15 protein-coding genes and 2 pseudogenes are annotated in these 14,176 nt (G+C 62.7%); 10 read left to right on the top strand and 7 right to left on the bottom strand.

Annotated elements, in window-relative coordinates; genetic code table 11:
• Positions 1 to 19: 19 nt before the first annotated feature.
• Both AUL36_RS21890 and hydA read left to right on the top strand, forming a co-directional pair.
• On the top strand, positions 20 to 1,237 hold the full coding sequence (locus tag AUL36_RS21890; RefSeq protein ID WP_062224238.1) for a cysteine desulfurase-like protein: 1,218 nt from the start codon (positions 20 to 22) through the stop codon (positions 1,235 to 1,237).
• Positions 1,234 to 2,634 carry a dihydropyrimidinase gene (gene hydA / locus AUL36_RS21885; RefSeq protein WP_062224236.1) on the top strand — a complete coding sequence of 467 codons (1,401 nt, stop codon included), beginning with the start codon at positions 1,234 to 1,236 and terminating at the stop codon, positions 2,632 to 2,634. Before AUL36_RS21890 ends, hydA begins: the two co-directional genes overlap by 4 nt.
• A gap of 25 nt (positions 2,635 to 2,659) precedes the next feature.
• Here hydA and AUL36_RS21880 read toward each other — a convergent pair whose 3' ends face one another.
• Positions 2,660 to 3,067, bottom strand: coding sequence for a GGDEF domain-containing protein (locus tag AUL36_RS21880; RefSeq protein WP_280138003.1), 408 nt, complete (start codon positions 3,065 to 3,067; stop codon positions 2,660 to 2,662).
• A 233-nt stretch (positions 3,068 to 3,300) separates the two neighbouring features.
• Between AUL36_RS21880 and AUL36_RS21875 the strand changes: the two genes are divergently transcribed.
• The 3 genes from AUL36_RS21875 (at position 3,301) to AUL36_RS23500 (ending at position 4,265) form a co-directional block, all read left to right on the top strand.
• Positions 3,301 to 3,558, top strand: a complete 258-nt coding sequence (locus AUL36_RS21875) for a type II toxin-antitoxin system ParD family antitoxin (RefSeq protein ID WP_062224234.1) — start codon at positions 3,301 to 3,303, stop codon at positions 3,556 to 3,558.
• Positions 3,559 to 3,562: 4 nt separating this feature from the next.
• Complete coding sequence (locus AUL36_RS21870) at positions 3,563 to 3,859, top strand: type II toxin-antitoxin system RelE/ParE family toxin (RefSeq protein ID WP_062224231.1); 297 nt, start codon at positions 3,563 to 3,565, stop codon at positions 3,857 to 3,859.
• Positions 3,860 to 4,118: 259 nt separating this feature from the next.
• Positions 4,119 to 4,265 carry a DUF1127 domain-containing protein gene (locus tag AUL36_RS23500; RefSeq protein WP_082656011.1) on the top strand — a complete coding sequence of 49 codons (147 nt, stop codon included), beginning with the start codon at positions 4,119 to 4,121 and terminating at the stop codon, positions 4,263 to 4,265.
• Between the two features lie 710 nt (positions 4,266 to 4,975).
• Here the strand turns inward: AUL36_RS23500 and AUL36_RS21865 are convergent.
• Positions 4,976 to 5,278 carry a HigA family addiction module antitoxin gene (locus tag AUL36_RS21865; protein WP_062224266.1) on the bottom strand — a complete coding sequence of 101 codons (303 nt, stop codon included), beginning with the start codon at positions 5,276 to 5,278 and terminating at the stop codon, positions 4,976 to 4,978.
• Positions 5,279 to 5,325: 47 nt separating this feature from the next.
• Complete coding sequence (locus AUL36_RS21860; RefSeq protein ID WP_062224226.1) at positions 5,326 to 5,607, bottom strand: type II toxin-antitoxin system RelE/ParE family toxin; 282 nt, start codon at positions 5,605 to 5,607, stop codon at positions 5,326 to 5,328.
• A 347-nt stretch (positions 5,608 to 5,954) separates the two neighbouring features.
• On the opposite strand from AUL36_RS21860, the pseudogene AUL36_RS21855 reads away from it, so the two are divergent.
• Both AUL36_RS21855 and AUL36_RS21850 read left to right on the top strand, forming a co-directional pair.
• Positions 5,955 to 6,299, top strand: a pseudogene (locus tag AUL36_RS21855) (integrase core domain-containing protein); the annotation flags it as partial.
• Positions 6,300 to 6,455: 156 nt separating this feature from the next.
• Positions 6,456 to 7,091 (top strand): GIY-YIG nuclease family protein, encoded by a 636-nt coding sequence (locus tag AUL36_RS21850; protein ID WP_062224221.1) that lies wholly within the window; start codon positions 6,456 to 6,458, stop codon positions 7,089 to 7,091.
• 415 nt (positions 7,092 to 7,506) lie between these two features.
• Here AUL36_RS21850 and AUL36_RS21840 read toward each other — a convergent pair whose 3' ends face one another.
• Positions 7,507 to 8,424 carry a LysR family transcriptional regulator gene (locus AUL36_RS21840; RefSeq protein WP_062224265.1) on the bottom strand — a complete coding sequence of 306 codons (918 nt, stop codon included), beginning with the start codon at positions 8,422 to 8,424 and terminating at the stop codon, positions 7,507 to 7,509.
• 93 nt (positions 8,425 to 8,517) lie between these two features.
• Between AUL36_RS21840 and AUL36_RS21835 the strand changes: the two genes are divergently transcribed.
• Positions 8,518 to 9,303: an NAD(P)H-dependent oxidoreductase gene (locus AUL36_RS21835; RefSeq protein ID WP_058601719.1), complete on the top strand. Its 786-nt coding sequence runs from the start codon at positions 8,518 to 8,520 to the stop codon at positions 9,301 to 9,303.
• A 171-nt stretch (positions 9,304 to 9,474) separates the two neighbouring features.
• Here AUL36_RS21835 and AUL36_RS21830 read toward each other — a convergent pair whose 3' ends face one another.
• From AUL36_RS21830 to AUL36_RS23495, 3 genes and pseudogenes are all read right to left on the bottom strand, one after another.
• Positions 9,475 to 9,963, bottom strand: a complete 489-nt coding sequence (locus AUL36_RS21830; RefSeq protein WP_058601720.1) for a CreA family protein — start codon at positions 9,961 to 9,963, stop codon at positions 9,475 to 9,477.
• 193 nt (positions 9,964 to 10,156) lie between these two features.
• A complete protein-coding gene (locus AUL36_RS21825; protein WP_062224215.1) occupies positions 10,157 to 11,032 on the bottom strand; it encodes an SDR family oxidoreductase in 876 nt (291 codons plus the stop codon).
• A 142-nt stretch (positions 11,033 to 11,174) separates the two neighbouring features.
• Positions 11,175 to 11,974: pseudogene (locus AUL36_RS23495) on the bottom strand (IS5 family transposase).
• A gap of 138 nt (positions 11,975 to 12,112) precedes the next feature.
• Here AUL36_RS23495 and AUL36_RS21815 point away from each other — a divergent pair.
• Positions 12,113 to 13,318: an IS701 family transposase gene (locus tag AUL36_RS21815; RefSeq protein ID WP_156418525.1), complete on the top strand. Its 1,206-nt coding sequence runs from the start codon at positions 12,113 to 12,115 to the stop codon at positions 13,316 to 13,318.
• A 575-nt stretch (positions 13,319 to 13,893) separates the two neighbouring features.
• Positions 13,894 to 14,176: ATP-binding cassette domain-containing protein (locus AUL36_RS21810; RefSeq protein WP_156418524.1), on the top strand; the 283-nt coding region annotated here is incomplete at its 3' end.

Genomic DNA, 14,176 nt, shown 5'->3' with positions numbered 1-14,176 from the left:
CCGGCAAGGTCCAGCAGACATGACCCTCGATCTCGACTTCGCCAGAGCCCAGTTCCCCGCCCTGTCGGGCGAATGGACCTTCATGGACAATGCCGGTGGCTCCCAAGTGCTGGCGCGCGTCGCCTCGCGCGTCTCGGACTATCTTCTCACCAGCAATGTGCAGACGGGCGCGAGCTACGAGCCGAGCCGCATCTCGACGGCGCGCGTCTCCCAGTCGCGCGAGGCCTTCGCCCGCTTCATGAATTGCGAGCCGGGCGAGATCGTGGAAGGGCCTTCCACGACGATCCTCATCCGCTTTCTGTCGGAGGCCATGACCGGCCGCCTTCAGCCGGGCGACGAGATCATCCTCACCAACACGGACCACGAGGCCAATATCGGCCCTTGGCTGAAACACGAGGCGCGCGGGGTCAAAATCCGCTGGTGGCGCTGCGACCCGGAGACCTTCGAACTCGATCTCGAAGACCTGAAAAGCCTGATGAGCGAGCGCACCAAGCTCGTCTGCGTCACGCACGCCTCCAATATCCTCGGCACGATCAACCCGATCCGGGAGATTGCCGACATGGCCCATGCCGGCGGGGCCGAGCTTTGCGTCGATGCCGTCGCCTACGCCCCGCACCGGGCCATCGACGTCAAGGCGCTGGATGCCGATTACTATATCTTCAGCGTCTACAAGGTGTTCGGTCCGCACCATGCAGTGATGTTCGGCAAGCGCGACAAGCTTTTGGCGCTCGATAACATCTACCACTACTTCTTCGACAAAAGCCGCGTGCCGCATAAGCTGGAGCCCGGCAACATCAACTACGAATGCGCTTACGGCTCGATCGGCTCGGTCGATTATGTCGAGGCACTCGGCACCCGCGCCGGGGCCGGCGAGGGGCGTGCCGCGATCGAGGCGGGCTTTGCCGCGATCGCCGAACAGGAACGCGCGATCACCGCGCGCCTCCTCGACTTCCTCGGGAGCCGCAACTCGGTCCGCGTCATCGGGCGGACGTCCTCGGCCATCGCGGACCGCGTCTCCACCGTCTCCTTCACGGTCGGCGACACCAGCTCCCGCGAGGTCGTCGAAGGCGTGGACAAGGCCAAGATCGGCATCCGCTACGGCGACTTCTACGCCAAGCGCATTGTGGAAGAGCACGGGCTGACCAGAACCGATGGCACCGTGCGCGTTTCCATGGTCCATTACAACACGCTGGAAGAGGTCGATCGCCTGATCGCCGCCCTGGAGCCCGCGCTGTGAGCGAGGGGTTCGATCTCGTGATCCGGGGCGGCACGGTCGCCACCGCCTCGGACGTCTTCCAGGCCGACATCGGCATCCGTGAGGGGCGCATCGTCCAGATCGGCGAGGCGCTGGGGCTGGGCGCGGAGGAGATCGACGCCACAGGACGCTATGTCCTGCCCGGCGGCATCGACAGCCATGTCCATATCGCTCAAGCCTCCGGCGACGGGATCGTCATGGCCGACGATTTCGAAAGCGGCACGCGCTCGGCGCTGATGGGCGGCAACACCACCATTTTGCCCTTCTGCCTGCAGGAGAAGGGACAGAGCTTGCGCGCGGCGCTGCAGGGCTATCACGCGCTCGCCGAGGGCAACTGCTATACCGACCATTCCTTCCACCTCATCGTCGCCGACCCGAGCCCGTCCGTACTCGGCCAGGAACTGCCGGCGCTGGTGGAAGACGGCTATACCTCCTTCAAGGTCTTCATGACCTATGAGGGCCTTCGGCTGAACGATGCGCAAATCCTGGAGACGATGGATGTAGCCCGTCGCACGGGCGCGCTGGTCATGGTCCATTGCGAGAACGAGGACGCGATCCGCTACCTTATCGGCCGCCACGAGGCGGAGGGAAACCTCGCGCCGCGCGCCCATGCTTCGACCCGGCCGGTGGCTGTCGAGCGCGAGGCAACCCACCGTGCCCTGTCGCTCGCCGAGGTGGTGGACGTGCCGGTCGTCATCGTCCACGTCTCCAACGGGCCAGCGATCGATGAAATACGCGCCGCGCGTGCGCGCGGCCGCAAGGTGATCGGCGAAACTTGCCCGCAATATCTCATGCTGACCGCCGACGATCTCGACGGCATGGACTGGGAGGGCGCGAAGTTCGTCTGCTCGCCGCCCCCGCGCGACGCAGATGCCCAGAAAGCCTGCTGGAACGGCCTGGAAACCGGCGTCTTCGACCTCTTCTCCTCCGACCATTGCCCGTTCCGCTACGACGATCCCGAAGGCAAGCTGAACCCGAAGGGCAAGACAAGCTTCCGGCACATCCCGAACGGCATTCCGGGCGTCGAGACGCGGCTGCCGATCCTCTTCTCGGAAGGTGTGATGAAGGGGCGGATCGACCTTTCTCGGTTTGTGGCGCTGACCGCGACCAACCATGCCAAGGTCTATGGATTGGAGCGCAAGGGCCGGATCGCGATCGGCATGGATGCCGACATCGCAATCTGGGACCCGGCCGAACGCCGCACCATCCGTCACGCCGACCTTCACGATGGCGCGGATTACACGCCCTATGAAGGACTGGAGGTCGAGGGCTGGCCGACCACCGTTCTCCTGGGAGGAAAGGTCATGGTCCGCGACAGCACGCTGGTCGGCCGCAAGGGCGACGGCCGCTACCGGAGTCGATCCCGAACGGGCCTCTGAGGAAGGCTCAAGGGATCATCCACCGCTAGGCCGCCGTTCGCCGCTGAGTTTTGTGACGATACATTTCGTTGTCCGAAGCTGCCAGGATATCGTCCAGGGTCCACGGCTGCTTCCAGACTTCGCCTCCAAGGCTCGCTCTGACACGGATGGTCCGATCAACCAGAAGAACGTCGCAGTCCATCAACTGGCGTAGGATCGCGAGCCTTCTATGGAACTTGTCGCGCGAGGATACGCGGCGCAGGACCGCAAACTCGTCGCCACCGATGCGCGAAACGGTCTCTCCTTCCAAGATCGCTGCCTGCAGCACATTCGCAACGTGCCGAAGGACGGCATCACCGATCCGGTGTCCATAGGTGTCGTTGATCGACTTGAATTCGTCGACGTTGATGAGCGCGATGCCGAAGGCTTCCTTGGCGACCAATCCGCGATCGATCGCTGCCGCAACCTCGCGCGCCCTGCCGTTCCCCTCTTTCGCAAGCTCTATCTGTCGTATGATCTCAGCTGCTTTGGCTTCGACCTCCTCCTGGCGGTGGGCGGGAGTGCTTTGACCACGGGTAGGCTACATCATGAAAAGATGCGGAAGGTCTGCCGATAGACCCTCGGCGTCGGTTTTCTCTAGGGCCTTATGTCATAAAATGCTATTCTACGGCATCAGGAGGGATCGACATGGCGAACGTGACGGTCGGTAAGCACTACGAGAATATGGTGCAACGCATGGTGCAAAGCGGGCGGTATGCCACCGTGAGCGAGGTTCACCGGGAAGGCTTGCGCCTGATCGAGGAACGCGAGCAGGCGCGGGAGGCCAAGCTGGAAGCCCTGCGCACCATGATTGCCGAAGGTGACGCCAGCGGCGCTCTTGAGCCGATGGAGAGCGTGGCTGAGCTGAAAGCCGAAGCCCGCCGTCAGCGTGCCAAGGAAGCTTGATCGGTTGAGCCTGCCTATCATTCGGACCCCGAATGCACGCGCCGATCTGCTGCGCGTCTGGTCCTACATTGCCGACGACAACGAGAAGGCCGCCGACGCCATGCTCGACCGCTTCGAGCGGACCTTTGCCATGCTGGCGGATAGTCCTCTTGCCGGTCGGGCGCGACCCGAAGTGGCCGAGGACCTGCGTAGCTTCGCCGTTGGCAACTATGTGGTGTTTTATCGAGTCATGCCTGACGCCGTGGCCGTCATCCGCGTGCTCAACGGCTTTCAGGATATTCCTGCCGCCGACTTCTCGTAAGCGCTGATTTGATGCGAAAACGTCATATGACTTGGTCGAGTTAGGCCGTTTTTTGCACATTTATGGCGTCAAGACGGTGGCGATCCATGCGTCTGTCGCATGTCGAACGTGCAGGCGCTGGATAGCGAGGAACTGCAACCCTCCTCTTCGAGCTTTGCGCTACTGCCCAATGAGCGAGAGGCGTAGTTTCTCTTCATCGGAAGAACAGGAACACGCCGGCCACCACCGATGAGAGGCCGGGCACGAAAGGCAAGACATCATGACCCTCGCTCGCTCCTTCAGCAACTGGCGCCAGTATCGCAACACGGCCGCCGAACTGAACCGCCTGTCGCAGCGCGAACTCTCGGACCTCGGCATCGCCCGCTCCGACATCCCGGCCATCGCCCGTCAGGCGGTCCGCTCTTAAGTTTCCCCATTTCGCTTCAGCTGGTCCTCCCCCATCTGAAGCGAACCAGCCGAGCGGTTCCTCCCACCTTTCGGCTTCTCTCAAACGCCCTTGCCGGTCCTCCCCCGGCAAGGGCGTTTTTCGTTTGGGGAAAGCAAATGGCTGAGAGGAGGAACAGCCGCCTCTGACGGCGCAGGCTTCATCCAAAGCCAAGCCTGAACACAAAAAAAGCCGCTGGGGATTTCACCCAACGGCTCCAGCGTCTCCCGAGGGGATCGGCTCTGCATCTCAACTCGCCAGTACATCCGCGGTCGGACAATCTGCGGGCCTGACAGCGATGGGAATGCCAGTACCGAGTGGTTCAGCCACGCTTATCTGGTTAGGGCGCGCTGCTCCAGTTTATGAAGCACCGGGGCTCCAGCCCTACTATCCGCACCTGCCCGCCAGCACTCTTGCACTGAGCGAAGCCGACAGCGTTCCACAGTATGAACGGCACACCAAAAACGAGGGCTACGAAGATTGCAGGCCCACGTCGCAGAACCCTGGGTCGCTGATTGTTTGGAGCAGCCATCTGATCCTCCGTTTCGATGAAGGATGTACAGCTAACAATTGAGGCGAAGCGAACGCACGCAACCACCCGTTCGTCGTATTGGCGAAAGCCATCAGCGCTAAAGTTTTGCGCGAGGATGACCAGGGAATGTTGGAGCTTCGGGAAAACCCAGTGCGGCTCGTTAAGCCGCAATAGAACGCGGTACGATCCGCTCCAACTCGTCTTTCAGCGCCTCCGCTTCCTTGCGCAGGTCCCAAGCGCGCTGGAAGTTCAGCCAGATATCCGGCGACGTTCCGAAATACCGGGATAGGCGAAGGGCCGTATCGGCCGAGACACCCACCTCTTCCTTCACGATGCGCTCGATACGGGTGCGCGGCAGATGAAGCGCCTTCGCCAACGCTCCGGCGCTGAGACCGAGCGGAATGAGGTACTCTTCACGAAGATACTCACCCGGATGTACCGGGTCTGCGAAAGTGAGTGCCATGATGCCCTCCTTGGCTGTATGGCGCAGGATCGCTTGGGTGACGTCCATCAGTGATAGTCTATGATTTCCACGTCCTCCGCGCCTTGCTCCGTCCAGCGGAAGCAGATGCGCCATTGATCGTTGATCCGAATGGAATGCTGCCCCTGCCGATCCCCTCTGAGTGCCTCCAGCCGATTGCCGGGAGGAGAGCGAAGGTCGTCCAGCACCGCCGCATTGTGAACAGCTTGAAGGCGACGGTTGGCCGTCTTGAACAGGTCGGCCGGAAAGCCCTTCGGGTTCTTGCCCGACACGATCGCTTCCACAAACTTGCCTTTGGTCGAAACGATCATAAACCCCCTTCGTACTTGTATCATATGGTGATACATATTTCGCTGCAAGGGCTCGTATGGATATCGGATTTGGAGCACCTCATGCTCTTCCGGCGTTGCCGTCCCCGCTCACCAGGATGAGCTAGCTCTCAGAAGCCCGGCGAGGATGACGGATCGTCGTCCCAATCGTATCGGGGTTCCGCCTTGGTCGACTTGGCGGGAATGGGCTGGGGTCCCGCTATCAGGACGTCGTTCCAGTCTTTTGCGCCATCGGGCCGATCTCGAACGATCGCGTTCTGGAGATCCCGAGGCAAAGCCCGAAGCCATTGCGTCAGCTTGGCAGCCGCCATATCGGCGGCTGGGTCGGCGTCGAGGCGGTTGAGAAGCGCTTCGGATCGACGCGGACGCCTACCCCAGTGGAGCACCTGTTCAACATTGGCAGTCCTGACATCGCCCGGGAAACGCGCGCCTTCGCCCTAGCGCTCAACCTCGTACCCTGCTTCACGCCGGTTCGCAGCCCGGAGCCGAACGGCATGTCCGAGGCCTTCGTGAAGACCTTCAAGGGCGACTGTGTTCGCGTGAACCCTTTGCCGGACGCAGCAACCGCGCTCCAGCAGATCGACGGATGGATCGAGGACTACAACGAAATCCATCCCCATTCCGCGCTCAGAATGCGCTCGCTCCGCGAGTTCATTCGAGCTCAATCTTCGTAGCCGAAGTGTCCGATCAAACGGGGGCACTACAGCGGCGAAGACCGTGAGACGTGGGCTGCCCGTCCGCGAGCTTGAGGGGAAAAGCCCATCGGGCGGCTCAAAAGGCAGAGAAAGGGAGGGGAGGGTGTTCATACACCCTTGGAGAGGAGAGCCGAGATGGCGTCCTTCATCGATCCCCGCCGTGTCCTCAGCACACCCCGCACCGAAGCCATGGTTTGCCTCCAGCGAACGCCCTTCGTGGTCTACGCAATCTGCGATCCGGTCACCGATCTCCCGGTCTATGTCGGGCAGACCCAAAACATCGTCTCTCGCTTCGGAAGCCACATGCGCTGCTGGACGGGCGATCAGCGGCCGCAGCGACATCCGTCGATCTCCCGTTGGCTCGCAACGCTCGGCTCCTCGCCGTTCATCGACCGGTCGACGCTTTCCATGCCGCAGCCGAAGGTTCCCGGTCGGCAAGGGCGCAAGCTGATCAAACCGGACCCTTGGATCGCATCGCACCTCCACCTCTACAGCGGACTACCCTTGATGCCGAAGCTGGCGATCCTGGACCGGGCGGAGACCCGCCAAGACGTTATGGCTCGTGAAACTGACTGGATCTACCGGTTCGCCGATCGCGGGGACAAGCTGTTCAACCTGGGACCGCACAAGACGAGGGTTCGCCAAGCCTGGAAGGGCTTTGCGCGGCACGAAATCCGCGACGTCAAACCCAAACCATCCCAAGCGGACGATCCGCGAGCAGATGGAACGTGCTGCGATCTGGCGGATGGGGATGGCCAGACACCGGCATAGGGGAAACGGCGCGGCGCGGATCAGCTGACCGAGGTGGGAGTGATCGATCGCCTCAGCGCGCGAAAGCGATCACCAAAATGCCGGACAGGATGAACGCGGACGCCATTAGCATGGTCTGGAGCCTAAGGGTCGTCCTGATGGAGGCGTTAAACCTCGCTGTGTCGGCCTCGATCTGTTTCCGGATGTCGTCTGGGTCGGTTATGTTTGTCTCCGTTTCGAGGTCAGTCGCTCTCGCCCCACATCTCGCCCATGGTGCGATTGTATGCGCCAGCTTCTCGAGGTGGGAAAGGGCCGAACGGGTCGATGATGGCGAAGGCCCGGGCGAGGCGCACCGCCATCGACGGATTAGCTCTCTTCTGCGATCGATCCCTTATCGCCGTCTTGGGCCATAGACCTCGCATCGGAAGAACCGATCCTAGTTGGCGACGCCCGGCAGCCCTCGCAAGAAGGCAGTCAGACTGTCGACCAGCAGCCGGACGCGTTGGATGCGCAGCCGCCCCGGCGCGGCGAGGATTGACAGCGGAACGGGCTCAAGTCGGTGGTCCGGAAGGACTTTCACTATAGCGCCAATATCCAAGAGATCGTCGATCAGCCAGAGGTGTGCGGGCGCGATGCCGCGCCCTTGCACAATCGCCTCGCGCGCCGCCAGCCCATGATCCAGGAGAAGCCGGTCGCCGAACGGCACGGTCGCCATGCTCCGGTCCGGCCCTTGCAGCACCAACGTTCCGCTGTCGGCCACGTTGCTCATACGGATCGTTCGGTGATGCCGCAGGTCGTCGGGAGATGTTGGCGTTCCGTGCCGTTCGAGATAGTCCCGCGAAGCGACGAGGATGCGGCGCGACAAGCCGACATGCTTGCGCTGCATCGAGCTATCCGTGAGCGTCCCGAGCCGGATCGCGATGTCGGCGGCCTCTCGGACGAGGTCGATCCGCGTGTCGGTCAGCTTGAGATCGATCTCGACGCGGGGATGGCGGTCCTGAAACGCGAATAGGGCCCGCGCGACTTGGCGGACGCCCAGCGCGGCGGTGCAGGAAACGCGAACCGAGCCTGAGAGCGCATCGCTCGCCCGGTACAAGCCTTCGCCAGCCTCCTCCACTAGTCGCAGGACGGCGCGAGCGTCCTCGTGGTAGCGCCCGCCTTCGGGTGTAAGGCTGAGCCGGCGTGTTGTGCGGTTGATTAAAGTGGTGCCAAGCGCCTGCTCGAGTTCCGCCACGTGCCGGCTGACTGTCGCCTGCCCGACACCCATCTCGCGCGCGACTGCCGAGAAGCTGCCTCGCTCCGCAACTCGAACGAAGCTGCGCATACGCTCCAGCGTGACGTCAGACCTATCCACAGAACGGAACAATCCTATGCGTTGGCGCCAACTTCCGACGGAACCGACCTGCGTCTAGCTCTGATGGCCTCAAACCGGAAGAGGTATCGTTGCATGAACGTCTTGATCGTCTCCGCACATCCCGAACCCCGCTCGCTGACGAACGCCCTGCGCGATACGGCGGCGGCGCAACTCAGCGCCGACGGTCACACCGTGCGCGTCACCGATCTCTACGCGATCAATTGGAAGAGCGCGGCCGATCGTGCGGACTTTCCAACCCTTGCCCCGGCGCAGCGCCTGCGGGTCCCGCAAGCCTCCGGCGAGGCCTTTGCCACCGGCACGTTGACGGACGACGTCGTGCAGGAGCAGGAAGGTCTGCTCTGGGCCGACGCCCTAATCCTGGCCTTTCCGCTCTGGTGGTTCTCGATGCCCGCGATCCTGAAGGGGTGGATCGACCGGGTCTATGCCTATGGTTTCGCCTACGGTGTCGGCGAGCACAGCGACACGCGTTGGGGCGACCGCTACGGAGAGGGACGCCTCGCCGGAAAGCGGGCCATGCTGATCGTCAATGCCGGCGGATGGGCGTCGCATTATGGACCGCGCGGCATCAACGGACCGATCGACGATCTTCTGTTCCCGATCCAGCACGGGGTCCTGTTCTATCCCGGCTACGAGGTTTTGCCGCCCTTCGTGACGTACCGCGCCGACCGGATGGACGAGATGGGTTTCGAGGCGACCGCGCAGGCGCTACGCGAGCGAATGCGCGGCCTGTTCGCTGAACCGCCCATCCCCTTCCGCCGACAAAACGGGGGCGACTACGAGATCCCGTCGATGGAACTGCGCCCCGAGGCCGCGCCGGAACACATCACCGGGTTCGGTGCTCACCTCGTACCGAGTTGAATGCCCGATTCCGCTAGATGTCTGCCCGCCCCCTAACGGGCCGGTTTCACCCAAACGAGACGTTTGGGGACAGCCATCAGGATTCTCGGAAGACGGAAACCGGACATCGTCTGCGATCACGCCGGCCATCAGCTAGCGAAATCTATGGAAACCCTGTGAGGATGTCTTCCGTCAGCGAACTTTTGCAGCGTCCGGCTGCGTGCCGTTCCATGCCATCGGCGCGACGACCGAAAGGGAAGTCGCCGGCGAGCCATCGATCAGGCGGGTCGTTCGCGCGACATAGACCAGGCTGCCGTTCGTTTTGTCGAAGAGGCGGTCGATCTCGAGCGACTTGAAGATCAGAGAACGGCTTTCGTCGAAGACCTGCTCGCCCTCCTCGTCGCCGCTGATAGGATCGTTGAAGACGATCGGGCCTGTTTGGACGCAGGACACGCTGGCGACGGACGGGTCCTCAGCGAGCCCGACCGCACCCTTGATGCCCCCCGTTCGCGGACGGGCGACATAGCAACTGATCCCGCCGATCTTCGGGTCCTCGAACGCGGTCACGACGATCTTGTGGTTCGGCCCGATCAGCTTGAAGGCTGTCGAGACCTCGCCGATGTCGCGGGCGGAGGCCTGGACTGGGACAGACAAGGCAAGGAGGACAAGGAGACGCTTCACGAGGGACCACCCAGGGGTTCGGACTGAACCGGGAACTTAGGTCACGCCGCAAGATTGTCGGGAGCTTCGCCACGCCTCGTTTGCGAAATCGAAGCGCGTTCGGGCGTTGCGCGATGAGGTGCAAGCGCCCTGCGCTTCCTCCGACGGTTCGCCGCTGGAACCATCGGAAGAAGCCGCCGGCGCTCCGGTCCCGTCAGTACATCGGCATGCCGCCGGTGATCGGGATGACCGCGCCGGACATGTAGCTTCCCTCGCGCGAGGCGAGCAGCACATAGGCTGCGGCGAGTTCACTGGGCTGGCCAGCTCGGCCGAGCGGCGTATTCTGACCGAGCGTCTTCAGTGTCTCCGCGTCCTTGGCGATCGGCTGGATCGGGGTCCAGACCGGGCCGGGCGCCACTGCGTTGACGCGAATACCTTTCGGGGCCAGGAGGTTCGAGAGGCTGATCGTCAGGCTGGAGATCGCCCCCTTGGTGGCGGCGTAGACGATCATGCTCTCGGTCGCGACCTTCGCCTGAATGCTCGTTGTGTTGATGATAGCCGAACCCGGCTTCATGTGCGGCACTGCTGCCTTGGTGAGGCGGATCATGGCGAAGACGTTGGTCTGGAAGGCAGCCTGCATCTCGTCGTCATCGATGTCGGCGAGATCTTTGTTGGTGGTCTGGGCCGCGGCGTTGTTCACGAGGATGTCGATCCCACCGAACTCGGCGACCGTCTGCTCAACAATGGAGGCGCAAAGGTCGCGGTCGCGGATGTCGCCCGGCAGCAGCAGACAGCGGCGTCCTGCCTTCTCGACGAAAGCCTTGGTCTCCTCCGCGTCCGCTTGCTCCTCCGCCAGATAGGAGATCGCGACATCAGCTCCTTCCCGGGCATAGGCGATCGCCACTGCCTTGCCGATGCCCGAATCCCCGCCCGTGATCAGCGCCGCTCGCCCGTCCAGCAAACCTTTGCCGACATAGCTCTCCTCGCCGTGATCCGGCTTGGTGCGCATCTTCGTCTCGAAGCCCGGCTTCGCCTGTGGCTCTTCGCCGGGGAAGCTCGTTGGCTGGCTGGTGCGCGGATCATCGCTCATGCTGTGGCTCTCGATCTGTTGAAGATGCGAGCGGAACGGCCTGTGATCCGGATCGATCCGCCGTCATGGACGATGCGTCGTCTCAACGCACAACGCGCCCCCAGATTCGAAGGTGCTGGCCCGGATGCCTTAGGTAGGGGACTCACCCAAGCCATTGAGTGACCGTGGCGATCAGGGCGATGGCGGCGAGATAGTTGATGGCGAGGCGGTCGTAGCGGGTTACGATGCACTTCCAGTTCTTGAGCCTGCCGAACATGCGCTCGATGATGTTGCGACGGCGATAGGCCTTGCGGTTTAGCGGGTAGACGATATGGCGGGCGGCCCGCCCCGGAATGACCGGCTCGATCTGATACTCGCTGAGCCAAGTCCGAAGCTTATCGGCATCATAGGCTTTGTCTGCAATCAGACGCTTCGTCGGTCTTATAGCTTCCAAGAGCGGAAGAGCCATGGTGATGTCGGCGATGTTGCCGGGCGTTAGGGCAAGAGCGACGATCCGGCCACAAGCATCGGCCAGACAATGGATTTTTGTCGTTCGGCCGCTGCGCGAGATGCCGACCGCTTGGCTGAACTCCCCGTTCTCCGGGCAAGACATCCACTGGATGTCTTGCTGATCCTGCGAACTCCGCCGGATGCGGAGCGGTGTGCTTTGACATGGGTGCTGTCGAGGCAGAATTCATCAGAGACAGCGCCTGCGGCTGCGACCTTGGCGAAGATCCGCTGCCAGACGCCACGCCGTGCCCATCGAGTGTAACGGTTGTAGATTGTCTTGGCCGGTCCGTACTCAGGCGGCACATCCCGCCAGCGACCGCCGGTCTTCAGGATATGGAGGATGCCTGAGATAACCCGCCGGTCATCAACCCGCGGCTTACCGGGTTGGTTCTTGGACAGGTGCGGCTCCAACTTCGCCCACGCCTCGTCCGACAGCCAGAACAGATCGCGCATGATCGTCTCCATCCAAAGGACCCAATGCCATATGGAATCTGCCAATCGTGGCAATATGTTGGGTGAGTCCCCTACCTAGCATTACAGTTGCACGAATGAGTGAAGTCTGAATCGATGTGGCGCCATGGCAGGGAGGTCATGGCGATGGTGGCATCGATCGAGGCGACGCTGGAGCTGTGGGCGTCGTCGCTGCGGGACGTGAAGGGGCGGATGCGACCGTTGTTCACGCAGGACCGTGTGGCGGCATCGGCGGGTTTGTTTCTGGACGGACTTTTGGGCGAAGAGCGGCGCAAGACCGGCTGGATGCGGGCGGAAGCGGCGGGCGATCCGGGGCCGTGGCGCCAGCAAGCCATTCTCGGACGCGGGCGCTGGGATGCCGATGCCTTGCGTGACATCGTGCGGGACTACGTCGTCGAGCACTTGAGCGACGACGATGCTGTGCTCGTGCTGGACGAGACCGAGTTCCTGAAGCAGGGTCATGCATCCTGCGGTGTTGGACGGCAGTACACAGGCTCAGCGGGCAAGATCACGAACTGCCAGATCGGTGTCTTTGCGGCGTACGCCTCGCGCCACGGTCACGCCTTCGTCGACCGGGCTCTGTATCTGCCGAAGGCCTGGACGGGCGATCCGTCCCGGCTGAAGGCGGCACATGTGCCCGTCGATGTTGGTTTTGCCACGAAGCCGGCGCTGGCGCTGGCGATGATCCATCGTGCCATCGAAGCCCATGTGCCCTTCGCCTGGGTGGCGGCCGACAGCGTTTATGGCTTCGGTGATATAGAGATGGCGCTGCGCCGGGCGGGCAAGGGCTATGTGCTCGGCGTCAACGCCAACAGCCAGTTCAACTCGTGGATCGGCAAGCCGCCCGTCGCCGGCACGGCCGCCGAGATTGCCGAAGGTCTGGATCCCGCTGCATGGCAGCGGCTGTCGGCTGGCAAGGGCACGAAGGGTGAGCGCCTTCACGACTGGGCCTATCTGGAACTGGCCGACCTCGAGGCGGCCGAGTACGACGAACACTCATCCGGTCTTTGGACCCGCGGTCTCCTGATCCGGCGTCATGTCGCTGACGGGGAACTAGCCTTCTTCACCACCTGGTGTCCCGCCGGCACGCCGATCGAAACGCTGGTCCAGGTCGAGGGCCGCCGATGGGCGATCGAGGACAGCTTCGAGACCGCCAAGAACGAACTCGGCCTCGACCACAACGAAACGCGCTCCTGGCACGGCTGGCACCGTCACGTCTCGCTCGTCATGCTGGCCTTCGCGATGATGAGCGCGATCCGTCACAAGGCCAACGGTGCGATACCCGCTAAAAGGGGGGTCGAAGCCCGAGCCCTGAACCGTCGCTGATCTGCTGGTCCGTGCAGGAAATCCGGCGCATCGCCTGCCGCTTGACCAGACGGCGCATCCTCCCCGCCGACGTCATCGCATGGTCGCTCTGGCGCAGAGCCCACCAGGCCGCTGCTCGTGCCTCCCATGTCAAACGAAATGCGCAACTGTAATGCTAGCCGGGGTCGATTGGGATCACACATGCGGTCACGTATCTCGAGCGGAATGCATCGCCTTGGGATCGTGCTCGCGGCACCACTGGCCCTGTTCGCCATCGGCGCGATCGTCACTAAGATTTTCGCACCACGCCACCGGGTTTCGCACACCGGCTCGCCCGTAGCTTCGCCAATTGGTTAGATGGCGCAAAACTCAAGTGTAGAATGAAGTTGGCGTAACTATCGGATATGCCCACAATGTCTGCTTCGATCGTCCTTGTCTTCGAACGAAGTCCTTCGCCAGATGCCCGGAAGCCGCCGTTCGGTTGCAAGGCATGCATTCGGGCCATACGTTGAAGACGAGTAGCAGAAGGAGTGCAGCCGTGAACAACAGGACGAACAACGCGATCCGCCTTGTCTCTCCCCCTGCCATGGTTGCCCATGTCCGCCTTCCTCACGCTCGACTCCGTTTCCGCTGGGACGCCTGACCGCCCGCTCTTCCGAAATCTGACCTTCGCGGTCGGGACGGAACGCGTCGGGCTCGTCGGACGCAACGGGTCTGGCAAATCCACCCTTCTTCGCATCGTTGCAGGTTCCGCCGAGCCATCGTCCGGCACTGTTCGGCGAACGGGTACGATCGGTGTCCTCCGGCAGGACATGCCGGGAGGGTGGACCCTGGCCGAAGCGCTCGGCGTCAAGGATGGTCTGGAGATGCGGGAACGCA

The sequence above is a fragment of the Aureimonas sp. D3 genome (assembly GCF_001463805.1).
GTDB lineage: Bacteria > Pseudomonadota > Alphaproteobacteria > Rhizobiales > Rhizobiaceae > Aureimonas > Aureimonas ureilytica_A.
This window is presented reverse-complemented; position numbering and strand designations above follow the sequence as displayed.